Annotated in this window: 26 protein-coding genes; 12 read left to right on the top strand and 14 right to left on the bottom strand. The window is 46.1% G+C overall.

Annotated elements, in window-relative coordinates:
* Positions 1 to 9 precede the first annotated feature (9 nt).
* The 8 genes from fmt to CSW98_RS16250 all read left to right on the top strand — a co-directional run bounded on the left by fmt (position 10) and on the right by CSW98_RS16250 (position 7,827).
* On the top strand, positions 10 to 957 hold the full coding sequence (fmt, locus tag CSW98_RS16280) for a methionyl-tRNA formyltransferase (RefSeq protein WP_100801541.1): 948 nt from the start codon (positions 10 to 12) through the stop codon (positions 955 to 957).
* A 54-nt stretch (positions 958 to 1,011) separates the two neighbouring features.
* Positions 1,012 to 2,328 (top strand): 16S rRNA (cytosine(967)-C(5))-methyltransferase RsmB, encoded by a 1,317-nt coding sequence (rsmB, locus tag CSW98_RS16275; RefSeq protein ID WP_269799028.1) that lies wholly within the window; start codon positions 1,012 to 1,014, stop codon positions 2,326 to 2,328.
* Between the two features lie 87 nt (positions 2,329 to 2,415).
* Positions 2,416 to 3,792, top strand: coding sequence for a Trk system potassium transporter TrkA (trkA, locus tag CSW98_RS16270; protein ID WP_100801539.1), 1,377 nt, complete (start codon positions 2,416 to 2,418; stop codon positions 3,790 to 3,792).
* Between the two features lie 16 nt (positions 3,793 to 3,808).
* Positions 3,809 to 5,254 (top strand): TrkH family potassium uptake protein, encoded by a 1,446-nt coding sequence (locus tag CSW98_RS16265; protein ID WP_100801538.1) that lies wholly within the window; start codon positions 3,809 to 3,811, stop codon positions 5,252 to 5,254.
* Between the two features lie 240 nt (positions 5,255 to 5,494).
* Positions 5,495 to 5,662, top strand: a complete 168-nt coding sequence (locus CSW98_RS17660) for a hypothetical protein (RefSeq protein WP_198517353.1) — start codon at positions 5,495 to 5,497, stop codon at positions 5,660 to 5,662.
* Between the two features lie 154 nt (positions 5,663 to 5,816).
* Entirely contained in the window at positions 5,817 to 6,083 is a 267-nt protein-coding gene (locus tag CSW98_RS16260) for a YihD family protein (protein ID WP_100801537.1), read from the top strand.
* A gap of 52 nt (positions 6,084 to 6,135) precedes the next feature.
* Positions 6,136 to 7,134, top strand: a complete 999-nt coding sequence (locus CSW98_RS16255; protein WP_100801536.1) for a serine/threonine protein kinase — start codon at positions 6,136 to 6,138, stop codon at positions 7,132 to 7,134.
* A 72-nt stretch (positions 7,135 to 7,206) separates the two neighbouring features.
* The gene (locus tag CSW98_RS16250) at positions 7,207 to 7,827 is read left to right on the top strand and encodes a thiol:disulfide interchange protein DsbA/DsbL (protein WP_100801535.1); all 621 of its coding nucleotides are present in this window, start codon (positions 7,207 to 7,209) and stop codon (positions 7,825 to 7,827) included.
* Between the two features lie 53 nt (positions 7,828 to 7,880).
* On the opposite strand, the gene yihG is transcribed toward CSW98_RS16250, so the two are convergent.
* Complete coding sequence (gene yihG / locus CSW98_RS16245; RefSeq protein WP_100801534.1) at positions 7,881 to 8,759, bottom strand: 1-acylglycerol-3-phosphate O-acyltransferase, YihG family; 879 nt, start codon at positions 8,757 to 8,759, stop codon at positions 7,881 to 7,883.
* Positions 8,760 to 8,863: 104 nt separating this feature from the next.
* On the bottom strand, positions 8,864 to 10,387 hold the full coding sequence (locus CSW98_RS16240) for a YifB family Mg chelatase-like AAA ATPase (RefSeq protein ID WP_100801533.1): 1,524 nt from the start codon (positions 10,385 to 10,387) through the stop codon (positions 8,864 to 8,866).
* A gap of 514 nt (positions 10,388 to 10,901) precedes the next feature.
* Here CSW98_RS16240 and ilvG point away from each other — a divergent pair.
* The 4 genes from ilvG to ilvA are packed head-to-tail and all read left to right on the top strand — an operon-like array spanning position 10,902 to position 16,243.
* Positions 10,902 to 12,548 (top strand): acetolactate synthase 2 catalytic subunit, encoded by a 1,647-nt coding sequence (gene ilvG / locus CSW98_RS16235; protein ID WP_100801532.1) that lies wholly within the window; start codon positions 10,902 to 10,904, stop codon positions 12,546 to 12,548.
* On the top strand, positions 12,548 to 12,817 hold the full coding sequence (ilvM, locus tag CSW98_RS16230) for an acetolactate synthase 2 small subunit (protein ID WP_100801531.1): 270 nt from the start codon (positions 12,548 to 12,550) through the stop codon (positions 12,815 to 12,817). Before ilvG ends, ilvM begins: the two co-directional genes overlap by 1 nt.
* Positions 12,818 to 12,831: 14 nt before the next feature.
* Positions 12,832 to 14,691, top strand: a complete 1,860-nt coding sequence (gene ilvD / locus CSW98_RS16225) for a dihydroxy-acid dehydratase (RefSeq protein WP_100801530.1) — start codon at positions 12,832 to 12,834, stop codon at positions 14,689 to 14,691.
* Positions 14,692 to 14,695: 4 nt separating this feature from the next.
* The gene (gene ilvA, locus CSW98_RS16220; RefSeq protein ID WP_100801529.1) at positions 14,696 to 16,243 is read left to right on the top strand and encodes a threonine ammonia-lyase, biosynthetic; all 1,548 of its coding nucleotides are present in this window, start codon (positions 14,696 to 14,698) and stop codon (positions 16,241 to 16,243) included.
* A gap of 66 nt (positions 16,244 to 16,309) precedes the next feature.
* Here the strand turns inward: ilvA and glmU are convergent, their stop codons facing one another.
* The 12 genes from glmU to CSW98_RS16160 form a co-directional block, all read right to left on the bottom strand.
* Positions 16,310 to 17,671 carry a bifunctional UDP-N-acetylglucosamine diphosphorylase/glucosamine-1-phosphate N-acetyltransferase GlmU gene (gene glmU, locus CSW98_RS16215; RefSeq protein WP_100801528.1) on the bottom strand — a complete coding sequence of 454 codons (1,362 nt, stop codon included), beginning with the start codon at positions 17,669 to 17,671 and terminating at the stop codon, positions 16,310 to 16,312.
* Between the two features lie 122 nt (positions 17,672 to 17,793).
* On the bottom strand, positions 17,794 to 18,219 hold the full coding sequence (locus CSW98_RS16210) for a F0F1 ATP synthase subunit epsilon (protein WP_100801527.1): 426 nt from the start codon (positions 18,217 to 18,219) through the stop codon (positions 17,794 to 17,796).
* Between the two features lie 18 nt (positions 18,220 to 18,237).
* The gene (gene atpD, locus CSW98_RS16205; protein ID WP_100801526.1) at positions 18,238 to 19,641 is read right to left on the bottom strand and encodes a F0F1 ATP synthase subunit beta; all 1,404 of its coding nucleotides are present in this window, start codon (positions 19,639 to 19,641) and stop codon (positions 18,238 to 18,240) included.
* Positions 19,642 to 19,675: 34 nt separating this feature from the next.
* Positions 19,676 to 20,542, bottom strand: coding sequence for a F0F1 ATP synthase subunit gamma (atpG, locus tag CSW98_RS16200; protein ID WP_100801525.1), 867 nt, complete (start codon positions 20,540 to 20,542; stop codon positions 19,676 to 19,678).
* Between the two features lie 58 nt (positions 20,543 to 20,600).
* A complete protein-coding gene (gene atpA, locus CSW98_RS16195) occupies positions 20,601 to 22,142 on the bottom strand; it encodes a F0F1 ATP synthase subunit alpha (RefSeq protein ID WP_100801524.1) in 1,542 nt (513 codons plus the stop codon).
* Between the two features lie 13 nt (positions 22,143 to 22,155).
* Positions 22,156 to 22,689 (bottom strand): F0F1 ATP synthase subunit delta, encoded by a 534-nt coding sequence (gene atpH / locus CSW98_RS16190; protein WP_100801523.1) that lies wholly within the window; start codon positions 22,687 to 22,689, stop codon positions 22,156 to 22,158.
* A 15-nt stretch (positions 22,690 to 22,704) separates the two neighbouring features.
* Positions 22,705 to 23,175: a F0F1 ATP synthase subunit B gene (gene atpF / locus CSW98_RS16185; protein WP_100801522.1), complete on the bottom strand. Its 471-nt coding sequence runs from the start codon at positions 23,173 to 23,175 to the stop codon at positions 22,705 to 22,707.
* A gap of 60 nt (positions 23,176 to 23,235) precedes the next feature.
* Positions 23,236 to 23,478: a F0F1 ATP synthase subunit C gene (atpE, locus tag CSW98_RS16180; protein WP_100801521.1), complete on the bottom strand. Its 243-nt coding sequence runs from the start codon at positions 23,476 to 23,478 to the stop codon at positions 23,236 to 23,238.
* Positions 23,479 to 23,525: 47 nt separating this feature from the next.
* The gene (atpB, locus tag CSW98_RS16175) at positions 23,526 to 24,302 is read right to left on the bottom strand and encodes a F0F1 ATP synthase subunit A (RefSeq protein WP_100801520.1); all 777 of its coding nucleotides are present in this window, start codon (positions 24,300 to 24,302) and stop codon (positions 23,526 to 23,528) included.
* An 8-nt stretch (positions 24,303 to 24,310) separates the two neighbouring features.
* Positions 24,311 to 24,670, bottom strand: a complete 360-nt coding sequence (locus CSW98_RS16170) for a hypothetical protein (RefSeq protein ID WP_157810401.1) — start codon at positions 24,668 to 24,670, stop codon at positions 24,311 to 24,313.
* Between the two features lie 178 nt (positions 24,671 to 24,848).
* Positions 24,849 to 25,745 (bottom strand): ParB/RepB/Spo0J family partition protein, encoded by an 897-nt coding sequence (locus CSW98_RS16165; RefSeq protein ID WP_100801518.1) that lies wholly within the window; start codon positions 25,743 to 25,745, stop codon positions 24,849 to 24,851.
* Positions 25,746 to 25,772: 27 nt separating this feature from the next.
* Positions 25,773 to 26,546, bottom strand: coding sequence for a ParA family protein (locus CSW98_RS16160; RefSeq protein ID WP_100801517.1), 774 nt, complete (start codon positions 26,544 to 26,546; stop codon positions 25,773 to 25,775).
* Positions 26,547 to 26,556 lie beyond the last annotated feature (10 nt).

The following is a 26,556-nucleotide window of genomic DNA, read 5'->3' as shown; positions in this document are numbered from 1 at the left end:
GAGGTTACCTTGAGCCAGTCATTACGCATTGTCTTTGCCGGTACTCCGGACTTCGCCGCCCGACATCTGGCGGCGTTGTTGTCTTCGGAGCACGAGGTTATTGCTGTTTATACTCAGCCGGATCGACCAGCAGGCAGAGGCAAAAAACTAACCGCCAGCCCGGTAAAACATATTGCACTGGAACATAATATTCCGGTTTATCAGCCTGAAAGCTTTAAATCTGCCGAAGCAAAGCAGCAGTTAACCAATCTTAATGCCGACATTATGGTTGTGGTTGCCTACGGTTTATTACTGCCGGAAGAGGTGCTGAATACTCCTCGTCTGGGTTGTATTAATGTCCACGGTTCGATTCTGCCACGCTGGCGCGGTGCAGCTCCCATCCAACGCTCCATCTGGGCCGGAGATGCAGAAACAGGGGTTACTATTATGCAGATGGATGTGGGTCTGGATACCGGTGACATGCTGGAAGTTTCCACCACGCCCATAGAGAATGATGATACCAGTGCCTCTATGTATGAAAAGCTTGCAGGATTAGGACCCAAAGCTCTGATAAACTGTTTGAATAATATTGCAAAACGCAATATTAATCCGGTTAAACAGGATGACAAACAGGCAAACTATGCGAAGAAGTTGTCCAAAGAAGAATCTAAAATAGACTGGAACAGTGACGCAGCATTTATTGAACGCTGTATCCGAGCCTTTAACCCATGGCCGATGAGCTATTTCTCTGTTGCAGATAACAACATCAAAGTATGGAAAGCCAGGGTTGAACCCGGGCAAGGGAAACAGGTACCAGGAACCATTTTGCAGACCGATAAAAACGGTATTTATATCGCAACGGGTAAAGATATTCTGATACTGGAACAAATTCAGGTTCCCGGAAAGAAAGCCATGCCGGTACAGGATGTACTGAACGCCCGCCGGGACTGGTTTACAATTGGCTGCCAGCTTAGTTAACGAAGCAATTGAAATATAAACAAATGGGCATACTCAAATGCCCATTTTGTATAAATGACACAGATAAAGGTTTCAACAATGAATGTCCGTGCCGCTGCAGCCAGAGTGCTGTTTCAGGTTGTCGATAAAGGTCAGTCACTGTCCAGTGCACTTCCTGCCGCCCAACAAACCATTAAACCCAGAGACTATGCTCTTTTACAAGAGATCTGTTATGGGGTTTTACGTTATCTTCCGCGTATGGAATCAATTGCCGGACAACTTATGGATAAACCCCTTACCGGTAAACAACGTGTGTTCCATCATCTGATTCTGGTCGGTATTTATCAGCTTGCATTTATGCGTATTCCCGCCCATGCCGCTGTAGGAGAAACCGTAGAAGGCACCAAAACATTAAAAGGTCCGCGTTTACGTGGTCTGATTAATGCAGTACTACGTAATTACCAACGCAATCAGGAAGAACTGGATACCATATCCATCAGCCATGATGCAGGAAAGTATGGCCATCCCGGCTGGTTGCTGAAAACATTGCAGAACACCTACCCGGAGCAATGGGAATCTGTTATAGACGCCAACAACAGCAAAGCCCCGATGTGGCTACGGGTCAACAGTCAGCACCATAGCCGGGATGAATACCTGTACCTACTCAATCAGGAAGGTATCGAAGCAATCCCTCATCAACAGGCAAAAGAAGCCCTTAAGCTGACCTTGCCTTGTGATGTACATAAATTGCCGGGCTTTGAAAAAGGCTGGGTATCCGTTCAGGATGCAGCAGCACAACTCGCTGCAGAATATCTTCAGCCTGAAGATGGAGAATTAATACTGGACTGCTGTGCTGCACCCGGAGGAAAAACGGCTCACATTCTTGAACGCACTAAAAACTGCCGTGTTATTGCGATTGACAGTGATAACTCCCGCCTGAAACGGGTACATGATAATCTGCAACGCTTAAACCTGAAAGCAGAGGTTCATTGTGCCGATGCCAGACAACCAGAACAGTGGTGGCAGGGAGAACTATTTGACCGTATATTGCTGGATGCCCCCTGTTCGGCCACGGGAGTCATTCGCCGTCATCCGGACATTAAATGGTTGCGTCGGGCTGAGGATATTGATTCTCTTGCTGCTCTGCAAAGTGAAATCATTGATGCCATGTGGCAGCAACTTAAACCCGGTGGCACTATGGTGTATGCAACATGTTCTGTTATGCCACAGGAAAACCAAGAACAGATATCCGCTTTTTTAAGCCGTACACCAGATGCCCGGACGGAGATGTCAGAGATCGGCTATCCTGGTCGGCAAATCCTGCCGGGAGAAGCTGAAATGGATGGCTTCTACTATGCGGTACTGTATAAAAATAGTGCAATAACAAACTGATAAATAAAACTCGGGTAAAAAACGCACAAATGATAATATGGCGTTTTTTACCCTGACAGATAATGCATCTCAAGAGTTCAAGACGTTATGAAAATCATTATCCTTGGTGCCGGGCAAGTTGGCGGCACACTGGCAGAAAATCTGGTTGGTGAAAATAACGATATCACCATAGTTGATACAGACAGTGAACGCTTACGAGAGCTTCAGGATAAATATGACCTGCGTGTAGTTAACGGTCGAGCCAGTCATCCAGAGACCCTGCGGGAAGCAGGCGCTGAGGATGCAGATATGCTGGTAGCAGTAACCAATTCTGATGAAACCAACATGATCGCTTGTCAGGTCGCCTTTACTATTTTTAACACCCCCAACCGAGTTGCCCGAATCCGCTCACCGGAGTATCTGGCGGAAAAAGATGCCCTGTTCCAGTCTGGTGCTGTCCCGGTTGATCATCTTATTGCACCAGAAGAGCTGGTCACCCGCTATATCGAGAAACTGGTTCACTACCCGGGAGCATTACAGGTCGTCAGCTTTGCTGATAGAAAAGTCAGTCTGGTTGCCGTCAAAGCTTACTACGGTGGTCAATTAGTCGGAAATGCCCTGTCGACTCTGCGCGACCATATGCCGCATATTGATACCCGGGTTGCAGCTATTTTCCGTCAGGGACGGCCAATCCGTCCTCAGGGTACAACGATTATCGAAGCTGATGATGAGGTGTTTTTTGTTGCAGCCAGTAACCATATCCGCTCGATTATGAGCGAGCTGCAACGGTTGGAAAAACCGTACCGACGCCTGATGATCGTCGGAGGTGGTAACATTGGTGCCGCTCTGGCTAAGTGCCTGGAATCAGAGTACAGCGTCAAGCTTATTGAACGCAGTTTTTCCCGGGCAGAAGCTCTTTCTGAAGAACTGGAGAATACGATTGTCTTTTGTGGTGATGCAGCGGATCAGGAACTGCTGGCCGAAGAGAATATTGATCAGGTCGATGTGTTTATTGCTCTGACCAATGAAGATGAAACCAATATCATGTCAGCTATGCTGGCAAAACGTATGGGAGCCAAAAAGGTCATGGTACTGATCCAGCGCAGTGCTTATGTCGATATGGTGCAGGGGGGAGTTATTGATATCGCAATTTCTCCACAACAAGCAACCATATCAGCACTGCTGACGCATGTCCGCCGGGCTGATATCGTCAACGTTTCTTCGCTACGCCACGGAGCCGCTGAAGCCATTGAGGCCATCGCCCACGGAGATGAAACTACATCCCGGGTTGTTGGCCGTTCTATTGGTGAAATAAGGTTACCACCGGGAACGACCATAGGAGCTATTGTGCGTGGTGATGATGTGCTGATTGCCCATGACAATACTATTATTGAACAGGACGACCATGTAGTTATGTTCCTTGTCGATAAAAAATACGTGTCTGAGGTGGAAGCCCTGTTCCAGCCAAGCCCGTTCTTCCTGTAAGAATAGGTGATTCATTATGGTTAACCTGCGCCCCATACTTTTTGTTTTCGGTTTAGTACTGTCAAAAATAGCACTGTTTATGTACATTCCGACTCTCGTCGCTTTTCTGTCCGGTACAGATGGATTTCTGGAGTTCGGTAAAGCGGTACTAATCACACATACAGCTGCTTTTGCCTGCCTGTCTATAGGCAGAACCCGCAAGTTTCATCTGAGCGTTCGGGATATGTTTCTGATCACATCTCTGGTCTGGACCATATCCAGCGTGTTTGCTGCTCTGCCATTTGTCTTTATCAATAATATCAGTTTTACCGATGCCTACTTTGAAACCATGTCGGGAATCACCACCACAGGTTCGACGGTTCTCAGTGGACTGGATAATATGGCTCCGAGCATTCTGCTCTGGCGTTCTACCCTGCAATGGCTTGGCGGGGTAGGATTTATTGTAATGGCTGTAGCCGTACTGCCTATGCTGAATGTGGGGGGGATGCGCCTGTTCCAGACAGAATCGTCTGACTGGTCAGATAAAAGTGCTCCAAGAGCCAAAACCGTAGCCATCAATATAGTCGGCGTATATATCACACTAACCCTACTGTGTATGATTGGTTATCTCATTACAGGAATGAATTTATTTGAAGCCGTTAACCATGCTTTTACAACGTTATCCACTGGTGGGTATTCAACGTCTGACAGTTCTATGAACAACTTTTCTAATGGGGCTCACTGGGTGGGTACTACTTTTATGTTTTTGGGTGGACTGCCATTTTTGTTATTTGTCACTGCGGTGAAAAAACGTAATCCGTATACCTTGCTGAAAGATGCACAGGTTCGTGGCTTTGCTTACCTGTTCATTGCAGCCAGTCTGGTTGTTGCCGTATGGCTTCAGCTTCATAATGGTTATCATTTTCCAGACGCGATCCGGGTCGCAATGTTTAATATCGTATCTGTTGTCACCACTACCGGATATGGTCTGGAAGATTTTACCGCATGGGGAGCGTTACCTTCCGTACTGTTTACCTTCCTGATGCTGGCTGGCGGCTGCTCCGGTTCAACTGCCGGCGGAATAAAAATATTCCGTTTTCAAATAGCTATCACTCTGCTTAATAAACAGATGATGAAGCTAATCCACCCTTCAGGTGTCTTTGTCCAGCGTTATAATCAACGCCCTGTCAATGATGACATCGTACGTTCTGTTGTTGCCTTTGGAATTACCTTCTTTGCAACCATTATTATCATTGCAGGCTGTCTCGGAGCATTAGGTCTGGATCCTATAACCGCTATTTCTGGTGCAGTTACTGCCGTCGCTAATGTCGGTCCGGGTATGGGAGATGTTATTGGTCCAACGGGGAATTTTTCTACGTTACCAGATTCAGCTAAATGGATTCTCAGCTTCGGCATGCTAATGGGGCGTCTGGAAATTCTGACCATTCTGGTACTCTTTTTCCCAGCATTCTGGAAACGCTGACCTATCACGACAACACAAATTTAAACCGGGTAAAAAAACAGCATTTTTACCTGGTGGAACTCGATAAAGCCTCAGGGTAGTGATACTATTTAGTCAGATATGCGAAACATATCTTCATCCTAGTTATTGATATTGGATTGGTAGTAGCCAGAAAGAAGATTTTCTCATGCATAATGAAAAGTCCTCATCAATAACTAGGCCATTAACTTGGCAATGGATGGCCTGACGAAAGGGTGAATAATGCACACTACCCATGTCAGGTTCTCGCGCACCGTAACCAGCGCGTCCCGCCGCCGTAGCAGTGTCGTATCTGCTCCGGTTGCTAGAAAACAGACGCCAGCAATGGCTCTGGTACAGAGAAAAGCTATCGAGAAACAGATTCACCACGAAACGATACAAGCGGCATAACGAAAAGCGCAGTTTTTCCACTGCGCTTTTTTCTTATAAGCAAAGTTAACTTCCCCTCGAAACAACAGTACTATAAGTAAAGTGTTTCTGTCTGAAAGTAATATTCTGTTAATACAGAAACACTCCATGACAATAAATATAATGGGAGAAAGTAATGAAATGCCACCGTGTTAACGAACTGATCGAACTGCTGCATCCGGAATGGCAGAAAGATCCCGATCTTAATCTGATCGAATTTATTCTGAAACTGGCCAATGAAGCCGGTTATCATGGATCGCTGGAAGCACTAACAGATGATGTGCTCATCTATCATCTGAAAATGCGTAACAGTACAAAAGACGAGATGATCCCCGGGCTTGCTAAAGATAAAGAGGATGATTTTAAAACAGCAATCCTCAAAGCCCGCGGTATTATCAAATAACCCCCGACCACAGGGCTGAATCTTAGTCGGCCCTGTAATAAGTTAATAAATTATGCAAAATATCACCCCGGAAAGTACCTTTAATTTCAATGCACTAACTCCAGACTTTATGTGGTATGCACTAGAAAATATCGGTATTCGAGCTGAATCAGGTCTGCTTCCCCTGAACAGTTATGAAAACCGTGTTTACCAGTTTACGGATGAAGAACGACAGCGTTATGTTGTTAAATTTTACCGCCCACAACGCTGGTCACGGGAACAAATTCAGGAAGAGCATGATTTTACAATGGAATTAATCGAACAGGATATTCCGGTTGCTCCCCCTGTAAATATCAACGGGGAAACCCTGCACAATTATCATGGATACCTGTTTGCATTGTTTAATAGTGTAGGAGGACGCCAGTTTGAAGTAGACAATACTGAGCAACTGGAGTGGGCTGGACGTTTTCTTGGCCGGATACATACTGTTGGTCATAAACAACCATTTAAGCATCGCCCGAGCATCAGCTTACAGGAGTTTCTATACCAACCGCGGGAACAACTGCGCAACAGCCCATTTATTCCACCGCATATGCAACACACTTTTTTTAATGATCTGGATATGCTTATTCAATCAATTGAGCATAACTGGTCAGATAATTTCACCCCTATTCGCTTGCATGGTGACTGTCATCCGGGAAATATTCTCTGGAGAGACGGACCGACATTTGTCGATCTGGACGATTCCCGGACAGGCCCAGCCATACAGGATTTATGGATGTTGTTAAACGGTGAAAGAGCCGATAAATTGATGCAGCTGGAAATTATACTTGAAGGTTACGCTGAGTTTTGCGATTTTAACCCGGCAGAACTGAAACTTATCGAACCCTTACGTGGTCTACGAATGGTGCATTATATGGCCTGGCTGGCTAAACGCTGGCAGGATCCCGCCTTTCCGCTGGCATTCCCATGGTTCGGGGACCAGAAATACTGGGAAAATCAGGTTCTGGCATTTAAAGAACAGATTGCAGCCCTACAGGAGACACCATTAACACTGATGCCTCAGTGGTAACGGTTTTATATCTGGTAAAGCTGCAGCACAATGGTCGCTCAACACCAAAGAACATAACGGAGTATCAATATAATGAAAAAACTATTTGCCCTGATCGCTGCCATGATTGTCAGCGTGTCGGTTCAGGCGACAGAGTTTAAGCCCGGAACTCACTATACGATCCTGAATACTCAGGCATCTTCCTCACCTAAAGTAACAGAATATTTTTCATTCTACTGTCCACATTGCTTTAAATTCGAACCTTTTATGCAGGTGCTGAAAGAGAACCTGCCGGCTAATGCTTCATTCCAGAAGAGCCATGTGACCTTTATGGGGAAAGCTATGGGTATCCCAATGGCCAAAGCCTACGCCACAATGGTCATTCTGAAACAAGAAGAAAACCTGGTACCGGCAATGTTCAGACAAGTTCAGGAACTACGTACCCCTCCGCGAAATGAAGCTGAACTGCGTCAGTGGTTTATTGACCATGGTGTAAATGGTGAATTATTCGACAACACCTATAACAGTTTTGCTATCGATTCTATGCAAAAGCGTTTTGTAAAAGACTTTGACGATGCTGAACTACGGGGTGTACCAGGTGTTGTCGTAAACGATAAATATGTCGTCGAAATGGAATGGATGAATAACTACGAAACTAATCAGGAACGAATCGACGTCTATATAGAGCTCGTAAACTACTTACTAAAAAAGTAAACCCTTAGTACCAATAAGCCCCTTTTCAAAAAACAAAACAGGGGCTTATTCCATTATTTATATATGTCAGTCAATAGCTTATCTTTCTCTTCCCAGAGACTCCCCAACCATTGCTGGAAACAGCGTTTATACGGCTTATCATGAAAGTAATCTCCCGTTACCTGCTCGTCGACAGGTAACACCCGGATACGTACCACAATACGCTTCATTTTCCCCATCAGCATCTGCTTAAATGGATTGGATAAGTTATCCGGATAAGCCAGTGTCACATCGATAATATTCTCGAATTGATCCCCCATAGCGGCCAGAGTATAGGCAATACCGCCAGATTTAGGCTGCAATAGGTAATTGAACCCAGCTTTACTCTTTTTACCTTTCACTGCTGTAAAACGAGTCCCTTCTACATAATTCACTACCGTTGTTGGTGTATGTCTGAATTTCTCACAAGAGCGCCGGGTTGTCATGAGATCCTGTCCCCTCTTTTCCGGATGACGGATAAGATACTCTCGTGAATAACGACGCATAAACGGCATATCCAAAGCCCAGCACGCCATACCGACAAAGGGGACATACAAAAGCTGCTGTTTCAGAAAGAACTTCGGCATAGGGATTCGATCTTTAAACACGCAACATAAGACGACAATATCTGTCCAGCTCAAATGGTTAGATATCATCAGATACCAGCCATTTTTCTTCAACTGCTCCCCCCCTTCAACATCCCACTCAACCCGGTTAGAAAGGGTCAGAATACCGGCATTCACCGTAGCCCAAACCCACATAAACCTGTTAGCTGCAGCCGTTGCAGCCCGTTTACCCACAGTAAACGGCAATATAATCTTGACCAGAGCCATCAGACAGATCAGCACTGAACAGACAGCTGTATTGAGCATAACCAGCGATACGTTTATCACCAAAAGCAAATAGCCAAACATTACAATCGATCTTATGTAGAAAAAAACAGCGTGTAATTATACAAATCAGGCTATCGATTGGAATATCTGAATGGTCTGAGTTGTGGGAACAACCGGTAATACCACTACACAACCTGTGCTGAAAGTTGTTTTAGTAACCGGTCCATAGCCCGGTATCCCAAAGCCTCTGCAATATGCGAACGTCTAATATTCTCTGCGCCTTCAAGATCAGCAATAGTTCGTGACACCTTAATAATACGGTGATAGGCACGAATAGATAACCCCAATTGATGCAGCGCATTTTCCAGAAACCGGGCATCCTCTTTTTTCAGTTGGCAATAATATTCAATCTCCCGACTGCCAAGCAGGGCATTAACCTTACCATTACGGTTTAACATTACGCATCTGGCCTCCCTGACCCTCTCCCTGACAACAGCTGTACTTTCTCCCCGCTCCCCTCCTTCAGCCAAGGTACCCTTCGGTAATGAAGGAATTTCAAGGCTCATATCAAATCGATCCAACAAAGGACCGGATAAACGATTCAAATACCGAAGCGTTGCTTGCGGGTTGGAACGAGAACTCCGCTCATCGTAATAACCGGTCGGACTCGGATTTAGGGCACCTACAAGCTGAAAACGAGCCGGAAAACGGGTTTTTCCGGCAGCTCTGGAAATAATAATTTCCCCGGATTCTAACGGTTCACGCAAAGAATCCAGTACTTTTCTTTCAAATTCAGGGAGTTCATCTAAAAAAAGCAGGCCGTTATGTGCCAGAGATATTTCTCCCGGCCGGGGAACAGAGCCCCCACCTACCAGTGCAGCCATTGAACTGGAATGGTGAGGAGCCCGAAATGGCCGTTGCTTCCAGTTAAACTGATTAACATCTTGCTGTGTCAGTGAGGCAATGGATGCAGTCTCCAGAGCCTCTTCATCACTCATCTCCGGTAATAAATCACACAAACGTGAAGCCAGCATGGTCTTCCCTGTACCTGGAGGGCCAACAAACAATAAGTTATGACAACCACAAGCAGCTATCTCCAGCGCTCTCTTTCCCTGCTGCTGACCGATAATATCCTGCAGATCACGTAACGAATCGTCTGTAGATAACTGTTTCGGGTTCTGAAACAGGGTTAATGGCCTTTGCCCACACAGATACTGACAAATATCTTCCAGACTGGAGACCGACTTATGCAGATCTCTGCCAACCAATGCTGCCTGATCACCATTATCATCCGGTACAATCAGACAGCGCTGTTTCCGGTTAGCAGCTAAAGCTGCAGGCAATACCCCCTTAACAGCCCGCACCAGTCCGGAAAGAGCCAGTTCCCCAATAAATTCATAGCTATTCAGTTTATCAGCCGGAATCTGTCTGGACGCCGCCAGAATACCCAGAGCAATAGGCAGATCAAAACGACCGCCTTCTTTAGGCAAATCTGCCGGAGCCAGATTTACCGTAATTTTCTGTGGTGGGAATTCAAAACGGGAATTGATAATGGCACTACGAACCCTGTCGCGCGATTCTTTGACCGTTGTTTCAGGAAGGCCCACCAATGTAAATCCAGGCATCCCCCGGCTGATATGAACTTCTACATTAACCTCCGGAGCTTCCACTCCGACACTTGCTCTGCTGTGAATAACTGCCAGCCCCATATTTATCCCTTATATGTTTTATCTTGTTACTGTTCTGTATATAAACACCTTTTTTATAACCTTTGTGTATAAACCAATAGCTAAAAGAATAAATATGAAAAAAGACTGAGTTTTTACTTGTCAGGCAACAGAGTTATGTGATACCACTAGGGATGTGAACAAACTAACAACAAATTAATTACTAAAAATGAACCTAACCGCTCGTATTAACGCACTCATTATTATTCTTGTCGTGGTCATTATTGATACCGCGCGGGGGCGAGTGAGCGGAAAAAAATAATCGACTAATTCAAAAAAACCCCCGCACTGAAAAGTCCGGGGGTTTTTTTACAGGGAAAAAACAAAAATTAAGGCAATATCAGTGAACTGATTCTCTGAACCATGCCGTTTACGGTTCTGCTTACCACGCAGATATTGCAGGAATTACAGACACGGGAAGTACAGGAGCACCTATGTGCAAACACACGATAAAGCGTACCCAAGCTGCGCAAATGATAATGACCGGAGGCACTAAATGAATGGTTCTGATTTAGTCGTTGCCGCACTGAAACACCAAGGCATTCATACCGTATTCGGTTATCCGGGTGGTGCCATTATGCCAATCTACGATGCTATCTATGATGGTGGTATAAACCATATTTTATGCAGGAATGAACAAGGTGCAGCGATGGCTGCCATTGGTCTGGCCCGGGCAACTCAGCAAGTTGGGGTTTGCCTCGCAACATCAGGACCGGGAGCAACCAACCTGGTTACAGGCCTTGCTGATGCTATGCAGGATTCAATCCCTCTGGTCGCCATTACCGGTCAGGTTGCCAGTAACCTTATCGGTACCGATGCATTTCAGGAAATGGATGTAATCGGCATGTCTCTCTCCTGTACCAAACACAGCTACCTCGTTAACCATATCGATGATCTGGCTCCAACACTTGCCGAAGCCTTTGAAGTGGCTAAATCCGGCCGTCCCGGTCCGGTTATCGTCGATATCGCTAAAGATGTCCAATTGGCAGAAGCCCCGGTACATACCATGCCGTATGTGGAACCACCAGCATTACCTGTTGCCGATCCAGAAGCGATGACTACCGCTCAGAAGCTGATTAGTGCCAGTGAAAAACCTGTTCTCTATGTGGGTGGTGGTGTTCAGCTGGCTAAAGCAACCGAATCTGTACGTAACTTCCTTCTCAGTAATCCTATGCCGTCCGTTTCAACTCTGAAAGGACTAGGTACAATCAATAAAAATGATCCTAATTATCTGGGTATGGTTGGTATGCACGGTACGAAAGCAGCTAATCTGTCAGTACAGGGGGCAGACCTGCTCATTGTCGTCGGTGCACGTTTCGATGACCGGGTAACTGGTAAGCTGGATACTTTTGCACCGGAAGCAAAAGTTATCCATATTGATATCGATACCGCTGAGTTTAATAAACTACGCACAGCGGATGCAGCTCTGCGTGGTGATATTAATGTGATTCTTCCGCAACTGGAAACCTCACATGATATCTCGGCATGGTTGTTACACACTGAAGAACTGAAAAATAAATTTAAATGGCGTTACGATCATCCGGGTGAACATATTTTTGCACCTAAGCTGTTAAAGCAGTTATCTGATATGATGCCAGACAGCACTATTGTCTCTACAGATGTAGGACAACATCAGATGTGGTCAGCTCAGCATATTCAACCACGTCGTCCAGAAAACTTCATCACCTCTGCCGGACTTGGCACAATGGGTTTTGGCCTGCCGGCTGCTATAGGCGCAAAAATTGCCCGTCCGGATGATCAATCCGTTCTGATCACAGGTGATGGGTCCTTTATGATGAATATTCAGGAATTGGGCACTATAAAACGTAAACAGGTACCGGTAAAAATGGTACTGCTGAATAACCAACGCTTAGGTATGGTACGTCAGTGGCAGTCACTCTTTTTTGATGGTCGATACAGTGAAACTATTCTGGATGATAACCCGGATTTTGTTGCACTGGCAGCTGCATTCGGTATTCCGGGTAAAACGATTACCACTAAAGATGAAGTAGAATCCGCACTGAAAGAGATGCTGGAAAGCAAAACAGCCTACCTGCTGCACGTTGCAATTTCCGAGGAAGAAAACGTATGGCCACTGGTACCACCGGGTGCCGCTAACCACGACATGCTGGAGAACTCCTGATGGACAGATATCTACTTACCATTAAAGCCGATGATAAACCGGTACTGCTTGAGCGTGTTCTACGTGTAGTACGTCACCGTGGTTTTATTATCAAACAGGTGCTGGCAACACAGAACCAGGACAGCAAGGTCGCTAAAGTAGAAATAGTCGTCGACAGTGATCGTCCTATTTCTCTACTGACCAATCAGGTTGAAAAACTGTGGGACGTGAAAGCGGTCAACACCTCTCGTCTGGCAAAAGATGAACTATTAAGTGCTTATAAAATTTAAGGGATAACCAGAGTATGGAAGCAAGCAAAACAAAAATTAAATACCGCAGTGCCACTACGACACACGGACGCAATATGGCCGGAGCTCGTGCTCTGTGGCGTGCAACAGGTGTAAAAGAAGAAGATTTCGGTAAGCCTATCATTGCTGTTGTCAATTCCTTCACCCAGTTTGTACCTGGGCACGTACACCTAAAAGATATGGGTCAGCTAGTCGCGCAAGAGATCGAAGCGGCTGGTGGCATAGCAAAAGAATTCAATACTATTGCTGTTGATGACGGTATCGCTATGGGTCACGGTGGCATGCTGTATTCCCTTCCTTCCCGGGAGCTGATCGCAGACTCAGTAGAATATATGGTGAACGCTCACTGTGCCGATGCAATGGTATGCATCTCCAACTGTGACAAAATCACTCCGGGAATGATGATGGCCGCATTACGGGTAAATATCCCTGTCATCTTTGTATCTGGCGGCCCGATGGAAGCCGGTAAAACTAAGCTTTCAGATCAACTGATTAAATTAGATCTGGTTGACGCCATGATGCAGGGTGCAGATCCAACCATATCTGATGATCAAAGCGAGCAAGTAGAGCGCAGTGCCTGTCCAACCTGTGGTTCATGTTCCGGTATGTTTACCGCTAACTCCATGAACTGTCTTACTGAAGCGCTGGGTCTGAGCCAGCCGGGTAACGGCTCCATGCTGGCAACCCACGCCGACCGTAAAGAACTGTTCCTGAGTGCTGGTCGCCGCATCGTAGAGCTGACTAAACGCTACTATGAACAAGGGGACGAATCCGCTTTGCCACGCAGCATTGCGACCAAAAAAGCATTCGAAAATGCCATGGCTCTGGATATTGCGATGGGCGGTTCTACTAATACCGTTCTTCACCTGCTGGCATCCGCTCAGGAAGGGGACGTGGACTTCGATATGAACGATATCGACCGTATGTCCCGCAAAGTTCCGCACCTGTGTAAAGTGGCACCTTCCACTCAGCAATACCATATGGAAGACGTACACCGCGCGGGTGGTGTTATGGGAATCCTTTCTGAGCTAAACCGTGCCGGCCTTATCAACACGGATACCAAAACTGTGCTGGGTCTGACTATGCAGGAGCAGCTGGCTAAGTTCGATATCATGACTAACCCGTCCGAAGAGCTGGCCAGTTTCTTCAAAGCGGGCCCTGCCGGTATCCGTACCACCGAAGCTTTCTCTCAGGACTGCCGCTGGGACAGCCTGGACAATGACCGTAAAAACGGCTGTATCCGTAATAAAGAGCACGCTTTCAGTCAGGACGGTGGTCTTGCAGTACTGAAAGGAAATATTGCTCTGGACGGTTGTATCGTTAAAACAGCAGGTGTTGATGAAAGCATCCTGAAATTTACCGGCCCGGCAGTCGTATTTGAAAGCCAGGAAGATGCAGTAGAAGGCATTCTTGGCGGTAAAGTGAAAGCGGGTGATGTCGTCGTTATCCGTTACGAAGGCCCTAAAGGTGGTCCAGGCATGCAGGAAATGCTGTACCCAACGACTTATCTAAAATCCATGGGTCTGGGTAAAGAATGTGCTCTACTGACTGACGGCCGCTTCTCCGGTGGTACTTCTGGCCTGTCTATCGGTCACGCTTCTCCGGAAGCTGCTAACGGTGGAACGATCGGTCTAGTTAAACCAGGCGATATTATCGCTATTGATATTCCGGGTCGTACTATATCTCTACAAGTCAGCGAAGAAGAACTGGCCATCCGTCGCGCAGAGCAGAACTCTCAGGGCTGGAAACCAGTATCACGTCAGCGTGAAGTCTCTTTTGCCCTGAAAGCCTATGCAAGTATGGCAACCAGTGCGGATAAAGGCGCGGTACGCGACAAATCTAAGCTGGAGGGTTAATCCCATGGGTGATGATCTCTCTAAACATAAACTGCCTAAAACCGGCGCAGAATATCTGCGCCATATCCTTAGGGCTCCGGTCTATGAGATTGCAAAAGTAACCGAGTTGCAGGATATGCCCAGGCTGTCTGAACGAATCGGGAATAAGGTGCAGCTAAAACGTGAAGACCGCCAGCCAGTACATTCATTTAAGCTGCGTGGTGCTTATAATATGGTTGCCAGTCTGACTGAAGAACAGAAACAGGCTGGTGTTATTGCTGCCTCTGCAGGTAACCATGCACAGGGTATTGCACTATCAGGCAAACACCTTGGTATCAGAGCTATTATTGTAATGCCCAAAACCACCCCGGATATCAAAGTCGATGCAGTACGCAGCTTTGGCGGTGAAGTGGTTTTGCACGGCAGTAATTTTGACGAAGCAAAATCTGAAGCAGAACGACTGTCTAAAGAACACGGTTATACCTTTGTACCTCCGTTCGATCACCCGCTGGTGATTGCCGGACAAGGTACCATCGGTATGGAAATGCTGCAGCAGAACGGCCATCTGGATTACATTTTCGTTCAGGTTGGCGGTGGTGGTCTGGCAGCCGGAGTCGCCGTACTAGTGAAACAACTGATGCCGGATATTAAAGTTATCGCTGTTGAGCCGGAAGATTCCTGCTGTCTGAAAGCTGCGCTGGATGCAGGTAGACCGGTAGTACTGGATCAGGTCAGTATGTTTGCTGACGGTGTGGCAGTAAAGCGTATCGGTGATGAGACTTTCCGCCTGTGCAATGAATATCTGGATGGACATATAACCGTATCCAGTGATGAGATCTGTGCTGCTGTAAAAGATATATTCGAAGATACCCGTGCGATTGCCGAGCCGTCAGGTGCACTGGCACTGGCAGGTCTGAAAAAATATGCAGAGCAGAATCATCTTAAAGATAAAAAACTGGGGACTATTCTTTCCGGTGCTAATACTAACTTCCATGGCTTGCGTTATGTATCTGAACGCTGTGAACTGGGTGAAAAACGCGAAGGTTTGTTAGCAGTCACTATCCCGGAAGAGCCTGGTGCATTTTTTAAGTTCTGTCAGGTTATCGGCGGACGGTCTGTTACTGAGTTTAACTACCGGTATAACAATGATCGTCTGGCCAATATCTTTGTTGGTGTTCGCCTACAAGGGGGGCAGGAGGAGCTGGATAATATTATTCAGGATCTGCGCAGCGCCGGATATCCTGTTGTTGACCTGTCTGATGATGAGATGGCCAAACAACATATTCGTTATATGATTGGCGGTAAACCATCCAAACCACTAAAAGAACGTCTGTACAGCTTTGAATTTCCGGAATACCCGGGAGCGTTGCTGAAATTCCTCAGCACACTGGGCACCCACTGGAATATCAGTCTGTTCAATTACCGTAACCATGGTATGGATTATGGCCGGGTCTTGTGTGGATTCGAACTGGAAGAATCTGATCTCACCCGCTTCTCTGAACATCTGTTTGAACTGGACTACCCGTATAAGGATGAAACTGATAACCCGGCATATAAATTCTTTTTGTCCTGATTAAGCTCATCAATACAAATAAAGCCGCTCGATGAGCGGCTTTATTATTACAACACTGAATTTGTCTTATTTTTTCTTCTCTGGACGATTCCAGTTAGGAATTCTGCGCTCTCTGGCGCGAGTGATAACTAACTCACCCTCACCAATATTTCGGGTAACTGTCGCACCAGCACCTATCGTTGCTCTGTCACCGACAGTCACAGGAGCTACCAGTTGAGTATCCGAACCAACAAACACATCATCCCCGATAATCGTTTTGTGCTTATTGGCACCATCATAGTTACAAGTAATGGTTCCGGCACCAATATTCGAACGCTGGCCAATCACCGCATCGCCAATATAAGTCAAATGATTCGCTTTCGAACCTTCACCGATAGTCCCGTTTTTCACTTCCACAAAATTACCTACATGTGCATCATTTTTCAACTCAGCTCCCGGACGCAGACGGGTAAACGGCCCTACGGTACATTCTTCCCCAACCGTTGCTCCTTCAATCACACTGTATGGACGAATAATTGTATTATCATCTATTTCACAGTCTTTCAGCACACATCCGACACCAATGACCACATTATCACCGATACTGACGCTACCTTCGATGATAACATTCACATCAATCTCAACATCCGTACCACATTGCAGCTCACCACGCAGATCGAAACGGTTAGGATCGCGCAGCATCACGCCTTGCTCCAGCAGCTTTTCTGCCTGCATGGACTGATAAGCACGTTCCAGACGCGCTAACTGAACACGGTTATTAACCCCTTCCACTTCAATCGGGTTCACCGGATGTACCGCCTCAATCGCCCGACCTTCATCGTGAGCAGCAGCAATCACATCTGTCAGATAATATTCACCCTGAGCATTATCATTATTCAGTCCGGACAGCCAGCGTTTCAGATCACTCCCCGTAGCGACCATTACACCAGTATTAATCTCTTTAATCAGTTTCTGTTCTTCTGTCGCATCTTTTTGCTCAACAATCGCCACTACAGGGCCATTTTTACGCACAATGCGTCCGTAACCGGTAGGATTATCTAAAACAACCGTCAATAATGCGATTCCACCCACAGGTTGTGCATCCAGCAAGCTCTCAATCGTTTCAGCAGAAATAAGCGGTACATCGCCATACAAAACCAGAATCTTTTCATCATCCGCAAACTTTGGAGAAGCCTGACCCACCGCATGTCCGGTACCCAGTTGTTCTGCCTGCAGAATCCAGTTAACAGGCGTATCTTTTAATACCTGCTGCATTTGCTCACCACCATGGCCATACACCAGATGAATATGCTTAGCACCCAATCCGGCACAGGTATCTATCACATGTTTTGCCATCGGTTTTCCAGCCAAAGTATGCAGTACTTTCGGCATATTAGAATACATACGGGTTCCTTTACCCGCCGCGAGGACAACCGCACTGAAATTCATGGAATCAATCCTTGTTGTTGTATTTTGGTAGAGAGGAAATTCTAACCTGTTCATATTAAGAAGAGAAATAAAAAACAAAAGGCGACCAACTGGCCGCCTTTATATCATCACACTAAATAAGATTAGCGTCGTCTTTGCTTAGTCAGTTCGATAACCCGAAGCTGAGCAATCGCTTTAGCCAGTTCACTGGCCGCTTGTGCAAAGTCCATATCGCCATGCTGATTCTGAATATGCTCCTCAGCTTTGCGTTTGGCTTCTTCTGCCTTAGCTGCGTCCAGATCTTCACCACGAATTGCTGTATCAGCCAGTACTGTAGAAGTACCCGGCTGAATCTCAACAATACCACCAGAAACATAAATGATTTCTTCGTGGCCGTGTTGTTTCACTATACGCACCATACCCGGCTTAATAGCGGTCAGAAGCGGCGCGTGACCATGGTAAATACCAAGCTCACCTTCGCTACCGGTCACCTGAAATGTTTCAACACGACCAGAGAAAATCTGCTTCTCGGCGCTTACTACATCAAGGTGAAAGGTAATCTGTGCCATATCGCCTCCTAGTTAGCCTTACAGCTTCTTAGCCTTCTCAATTGCATCTTCAATCGTACCGCAGTACATGAATGCTTGTTCAGGAATATCATCATATTCACCGGAAAGCAGACCTTTGAAGCTACGCAGAGTATCTTTAAGAGAAACATAAATACCAGGAGTACCGGTAAATACTTCCGCTACGTGATAAGGCTGAGTCAGGAAACGTTCAATCTTACGAGCACGGGATACTACCAGCTTATCGTCTTCTGACAGCTCATCCATACCCAGGATCGCAATGATATCTTTCAGCTCCTTATAGCGCTGAAGTGTTTGCTGAACGCCACGCGCAACATCGTAGTGCTCCTGACCAACAACCAATGGATCAAGCATACGAGATGTTGAATCCAGTGGGTCGATCGCAGGGTACAGACCCATAGCTGCGATGTTACGGCTCAATACCACGGTTGCATCCAAGTGCGCAAACGTCGTAGCCGGAGATGGGTCAGTCAAGTCATCCGCAGGTACGTATACCGCCTGTACAGATGTGATAGAGCCACTCTTAGTTGACGTGATACGTTCCTGAAGTACACCCATCTCTTCAGCAAGAGTTGGCTGATAACCTACCGCAGAAGGCATACGGCCAAGCAATGCCGATACTTCTGTACCCGCAAGGGTATAACGGTAAATGTTATCGATGAACAGCAGTACATCACGGCCTTCGTCACGGAAACGTTCCGCCATAGTCAGACCTGTCAGTGCTACACGCAGACGGTTGCCCGGTGGCTCGTTCATCTGACCATATACCATTGCTACTTTTGATTCTTCAGGCTTCTCGATGTTTACAACACCCGCTTCCTGCATTTCAAAGTAGAAGTCGTTACCTTCACGAGTACGCTCACCCACACCCGCAAAGACAGACAAACCGGAATGTTGCAGTGCAATGTTGTTGATAAGTTCCATCATGTTAACGGTCTTACCTACACCAGCACCACCGAACAGACCGATTTTACCACCCTTAGCGAATGGACAAACCAAGTCGATTACTTTTACACCGGTTTCCAGAAGCTCAGTGGTATTTGACTGATCTTCATAACTAGGAGCTTCCCGGTGAATCGCATAGTGCTCTTCAGCACCCACTTCACCGCGCTCATCAATCGCATCACCAAGCACGTTCATGATACGACCTAAGGTTTTTGTACCTACTGGTACAGTGATCGGAGCGCCAGTATTTTCTACCGCTAAACCACGACGTAAACCATCAGAGCTACCCATTACGATACAGCGAACTACGCCGCCGCCCAGCTGTTGCTGAACTTCAAGAACCAGACGTTCTTTAGAATCAGTAACATTCAGAGCATCATATACACGAGGTACTTCGCTCTGTGGGAACTCTACGTCGACTACTGCACCGATGATCTGTACGATCTTACCTGTAGCCATCGTTAATCCTCTAAACTATTTGTTTTACCTAAGCTTAAACCGCAGCTGCACCACCCACGATTTCCGACAGTTCCTGTGTAATCGCCGCCTGACGGGCTTTGTTATACACAAGTTCCAGATCTTCAATCAGACTGGTCGCATTATCTGTTGCAGCTTTCATCGCAATCATCCGGGCTGCCTGTTCACAGGCTAGGTTTTCAACCACCCCCTGATACACCTGAGATTCCACATAACGCACTAACAGTGCATCCAGCAGAGGTTTCGGCTCAGGTTCATACAGGTAGTCCCAGGTATGCTCTCGCTGCATCTCTTCACTATCCGATTTAGGCAAAGGCAGCAATTGATCGATCGTTGGTTCTTGAACCATGGTATTCACAAACTTATTGAACACTACATATAAACGGTCCAGTTCACCTTCATCATATTTCTTCAGCATCACACCAACAGAACCGATCAGGGCTTCCAGACTAGGATTGTCTCCAAGTCCTGATACCTGAGCCGCTACTTTTGCGCCGCTGTTATTGAAAAAAGCAGTCGCCTTAGAACCGACAACCGCCAGTTCAACGTCAACGCCTTTCTCTTTCCAGTCCTGCATGTCCAGGATGGCTTTTTTGAACAGATTAATGTTCAGGCCACCACACAGACCGCGATCCGTTGAAATAATGATATAACCAACACGTGAAGCATCACGCTCTTCCAGATACGGATGACGATATTCCAGATTCGCATGAGCCACATGACCGATCACTTTACGCATTGTCTCTGCATATGGACGAGAAGCATTCATTGCGTCCTGTGAACGACGCATTTTTGATGCTGCTACCATTTCCATCGCTTTGGTGATCTTCTGAGTGCTTTTTACACTCCCGATCTTATTACGTATCTCTTTTGCGCCGGCCATCGTTACTCTCCATTAGTGGTAATTGCCGTTGATCAGTGACGTTACCGTCACCAATCTATTACCAAGTCTGGGTTGCTTTGAAATCATCCACCAGCTTAGTCAGCTGAGCTTCAATTTCATCGTTATAAGCACCCGTTGCATTAACCTCTTTAGCAAGGTCAGCAAAATGACTGTGAGCATACGATAGTAGAGCAGCTTCAAAATCCAGAACCTTATCCAGTTCTACATCGGACAAATAGCCTCGCTCTGCCGCAAAGATAACCAAAGCCTGGTCAAATACTGACATAGGAGCATATTGTTTCTGCTTCATCAGTTCAGTTACTTTCTGACCATGGTCTAGCTGTTTCTTAGTTGCTTCATCAAGGTCAGAAGAGAACTGTGCAAACGCAGCCAATTCACGATACGCAGCCAGAGCAGTACGAATACCTCCTGACAACTTCTTGATGATTTTAGTCTGTGCTGAACCACCTACACGAGATACTGAAATACCAGGGTCAACAGCCGGGCGAACACCCGCATTGAACAGTTCAGTTTGCAGGAAGATCTGACCATCGGTAATCGAGATTACGTTAGTCGGTACAAATGCTGATACGTCACCTGCCTGAGTTTCAATGATAGGCAGAGCAGTCAGAGAACCAGTCTTACCTTTCACTTCACCATTAGTAAAACGCTCTACATAAGCAGCATTTACACGAGCAGCCCGCTCCAGCAAACGTGAGTGAAGATAGAATACATCACCCGGGAATGCTTCACGGCCTGGAGGACGTTTCAGAAGCAGAGAGATTTGACGATAAGCTACCGCTTGCTTAGACAGATCATCATAGATGATCAGTGCGTCTTCGCCACGATCGCGGAAGTACTCACCCATCGCACAACCAGCATACGGTGCCAGATATTGCAGCGCAGCAGATTCAGAAGCCGATGCCACAACAACGATGGTGTTTTCCAGCGCGCCGTGCTCTTCCAGTTTGCGTACTACGTTTGCGATAGTCGATGCTTTCTGACCGATAGCAACGTAGATAGAGTAAATACCAGAGTCTTTCTGATTAATGATGGCATCGATCGCCATCGCAGTTTTACCAGTCTGACGGTCACCGATAATTAGTTCACGCTGACCACGACCAATTGGAATCATTGAGTCGACAGACTTATAACCTGTCTGTACCGGCTGATCTACCGATTGACGGTCGATTACACCCGGTGCGATAACTTCTACAGGAGAAGAAAGTTTCGCTCCGATTGGGCCTTTACCATCAATAGGCTCACCCAGCGTGTTTACTACACGACCAAGTAGTTCAGGACCAACTGGTACTTCAAGGATACGACCGGTTCCGGTCACTTTCATGCCTTCCTGAAGGTCAGCATATGGGCCCATAACAACGGCACCAACCGAGTCACGCTCAAGGTTCAGTGCCAGCGCATAGCGGCCACCCGGTACTTCAATCATTTCACCTTGCATCACATCGGCCAGGCCGTGGATGCGAATAATACCATCGCTTACCGATACGATAGTACCTTCATTACGCGCTTCACTTACAACTTCGAAAGATTCGATACGCTGTTTGATCAGATCGCTAATTTCCGTGGAATTAAGTTGCATGCTCCAATCCCCATTAAGACCTTAATGCATCGCTCAGGCGGTTCAGTTGACCGCGGGCTGAGTTATCGATGATCAGATCTCCGGCTCGAATAACAACCCCACCAAGTAGGGCCTCATCTACACTGCAGTTCAGATTCACTTTGCGTTCTAAACGCTGCTCAAGTTTACTTCCGATATCTGCTAACTGTTTTTCCGTGAGTTCAGTGGCGGAAGTCACTTCCACATCCACTCTCTTCTCATGTTCTTTTCGTAACAGGGAAAACTGTTCACACACATCGGGAAGTGCCGTTAAACGACCATTCTCAGCCATTACCTTTAACAGGTTCTGACCATGAACATCCACTTGTTCACCGCAAACTGCAACAAAAATTTCTGCCAGTTTTTCAGCAGAAACGGAGCTGGTTAACAACTCACTCATTTGTTCGTTCTTAGTTACTTCTGCAGCGAAAGTCAGCATCTGTTCCCACAGGTCCAGTTGCTTATTTTCCACCGCAAAGTCGAATGCTGCTTTAGCATAGGGGCGTGCAATAGTAGTCAAATCAGACATCAAGCGCCCCCACGTTTAAAGTTTTGCAGTAATGTTATCGAGAATATCCTTATGAACATCTTTATCGATAGAACGCTCAAGGATTTTCTCTGCACCAGCAACAGCCAGAATAGCAACCTGCTTGCGTAACTCATCACGAGCACGATTACGTTCAGCTTCAATTTCAGCCTCAGCCTGAGCAAGGATTTTCTTGCGCTCTTCTTGCGCTTCCTCACGGGCTTCATCCAAAATTAAAGCTTTACGCTTATTAGCCTGTTCAATAACTTCTGTTGCTGTACGTTTTGCTTCTTTCAATTGATCCGAAGCATTAGATTTAGCTAAAGCTAGGTCTTTTTCAGCTCTTTCAGCAGCTTGTAAGCCATCAGCAATTTCTTTCTGACGCGCTTCGATCGCCTGCATAATTGGTGGCCATACATATTTCATGCAGAACCAGACAAAAATGGCAAACGCAATAGCCTGACCTAGCAGAGTTGCGTTTATATTCACCGCAGACTCCTCTATGTTTGCTCAACAAAAATAAAACGAATTCAGTTCAATGAGAACTTACTACCCGGCAACAGCAAACATGACATACAGACCCAGACCAACAGCGATCATAGGAATCGCGTCCACTAGACCCATAACGATAAAGAATTGGGTACGGATTAGAGGAATAAGGTCAGGCTGACGTGCAGCACCTTCTAGATATTTGCCACCCAGCATACCGATACCGATAGAAGCACCAATTGCAGCCAGACCCATCATGATAGCCGCTGCAATGTACAGCAGATCCATATTCAAATGTTCCATTTAAAGACTCCAAGTTACTATTAAGTAAATGTGTTAATTTCGTTTAGTTAATGATCTTCTGATGCTTGTGACAAATAAACAATTGTCAGCACCATAAAGATAAATGCTTGCAAAGTAATTACAAGTATATGGAATATCGCCCAAGGTACCGATAAAATCCATTGAGACCACCAAGGCAACAGGCCTGCAATAAGAATAAAGATCAATTCCCCTGCATACATGTTACCGAACAGACGAAGCCCCAATGAAACCGGTTTGGATAATAAAGTTACACCCTCAAGAATCAGGTTGATCGGAATGAACGCCCAGTGATTAAATGGCTGTAGAGTAAGCTCTTTAGCAAATCCTACCGGGCCTTTAATCTTGAAGCTGTAAAACAGAATCAAGCCAAAAACACCTAACGCCATAGAGAGAGTAATGTTTACATCCGCGGTTGGTACAACACGTAAATAGTGGATACCCATCAGACCAGCTGCATGTGGAAGGAAATCAACCGGGATCAAGTCCATTAAATTCATCAGAAACACCCACACAAAAATGGTCAGTGCTAATGGTGCAATTAATACACTTCTTCCGTGGAAAACATCCTTAACCGTTCCCTGCACAAACTCCATGAGAATCTCAACGAAGCACTGCAGTTTTCCGGGAACACCGCTGGTTGCTCTTTTAGCCAACCTGTAGAATAACCAGAGAAACCCAGCCCCAAGAAGTACAGAGATAACCATCGAGTCAATATTAATTGACCAGAAGCCTTCCCCTGAACTTAAAAAGGTGAGGTGATGCCCGATATATTCCTGAGGAGTTTGTACGCCTGAAGCAGACATTGAACATCCTATTTTTCACGGTTAATAAACACAAATGACGTTACGTACTGCACAACTGCTCCCAGACAAAACATACCGACAACCATGGCTGGAGGAAAATCAGTTTCCTTAAACAGGTAAACCAAAATTCCCGCCGCCATCATCAACCGGTAGATTGACCCTGCATAAGCCCTGGCCACAGCACTATTCATGTGTGTAGACAAGTTAATATACAGGTTAGCAAGCAGTACAGGAACACAGTACGCAAGTCCCCCAAGAAGAGCCGCTAACGCACTCCCCATATCATAAGCCAGGCTAACAACGGCTGCTGAAATAGCAAAAAAAGCACATTGCCAGTAAAAGGACAATAAATACCATTTTTTAAACATAGGCAACCATTTATTAACAAAGCGACATGATACATTCAGCTCCATCTGATAAAACAGAGCTAAGCCTTTAATTCGTCTAGAAACAGCTTAACCGCTTCCCAGAAAAGAATATATAAAACATTATAAAATTTCGTTAAGCTTGTTAAACATTAGTTTAGTCAAATAGCGAACAAACTTCTCAATCTGTGCGGTTTGCCAGCATTTTTAAAATATTTTCCAGCGAACCTTCATCATCCAGATTGATGGTAATACGCGCTTTACCACTAGAAGATATATCCAGATTTACTTTAGCCTGAATACGGTCTTCAAGCTGCTGGGATAAGTCCACAGCCAGAGGAGTCGGCTCTTTTTTACCTGCAGTTTTCTGCTCTGCCGGCTCCAATATCTTTTTTACATACAGCTCAGTCTGACGAACAGTCATCTTCTTATCGGCAACCACCTGAGCAACGTCAGCCTGTTGATCCTGTTCAAGAACCAGTAAAGCACGAGCATGCCCCATATCCAGTTTTTTCTGTTCAACCAGACGTTTTACCGGCATATCCAGCATATTTAAACGCAGTAAATTAGTGACAGTAGTACGGGACTTTCCGATAACATCAGCAACCTGCTGGTGGGTTAGATCAAATTCGTCCTGCAGCCTTTCCAAGGCCTGAGCTTCTTCAATAACATTGAGATCTTCGCGCTGAATATTTTCAATGAGAGCCATTGCAATGGCTGCGCGGTCAGGTACATTTTTGACAATACAGGGAACCCGCTTCAAACCAGCCTGTTTCGCAGCCCTCCAGCGACGTTCACCTGCGATAATTTCATACATACCAGATTCAAGCTGACGCACAACAATAGGCTGAATAATTCCTTGAGACTGAATTGAAGCTGAAAGTTCTTCCAGAGCTTCCACTGACATTTCTTTACGCGGCTGGTACATACCGGGCTTAAGATCCATAATCCCGATATCAGATAACTCACCATCGTTTGAAAGAGTCTGGCTTTGGGCGGCTACCTGCTGCTTTTCTCTTGCCAGTGTGCTGGTTGCCAGTAAAGCATCCAGACCTTTTCCTAAACCACGTTTAGACATCGACGATCATTCCTTATTTTCTATCAACTATGCCGGAACAGCTTCACGGCGGAGCATTTCACCAGCCAGAGCCAAATAAGCTTTGGAACCGGCAGAATGCTTATCATAGTACATAGCAGGGCGGCCATGGCTGGGCGCTTCTGCCAGACGAACATTACGAGGAATCACCGTTCGGTAGACTTTGTCACCAAAATGCTTTTTCAGTTGATCCGATACTTCATTTGACAAACGGTTTCTCGGATCAAACATGGTACGCAGCAAGCCTTCAATCTTCAGGTTCTCATTAACAACAGCAGCCAGCTTACTAATGGTATCCATCAGAGCCGTTAATCCTTCCAGAGCAAAATATTCGCATTGCATCGGAACAAGAACAGAATCAGCAGCAGCCATCGCATTGATTGTAAGGAGATTAAGCGCCGGCGGACAATCGATAAAGATGAAATCATAGTTATCACGAACGGAGGATAACGCATTTTTCAGCCTGACCTCGCGGGCAAAAACTTCCATCAACTTAATCTCAGCGGCAGTGACATCCCCGTTAGCAGCAATTAAATCATAACCACCACTGGTTTTACGACACACAACATCGTGAAACGGCGTATCTTCAACAAGCAGGTCGTAGGAAGTGGCATCAATCTGATACTTATCAATCCCGCTCGCCATGGTTGCGTTACCCTGAGGGTCGAGATCAATCACTAATACTTTGCGCTTGGTCGCAGCCATAGATGCGGCAAGATTAACACAAGTTGTTGTTTTACCTACGCCACCTTTTTGGTTTGCGATTGCAATAATTCTTCCCACGTGGGTTCTC

The organism is Vibrio sp. HA2012, assembly GCF_002812955.1.
Classification (GTDB): domain Bacteria; phylum Pseudomonadota; class Gammaproteobacteria; order Enterobacterales; family Vibrionaceae; genus Vibrio.
Note: the sequence above shows the minus strand (reverse complement) of the source record. Positions and strands in the feature narration are given on the sequence as shown.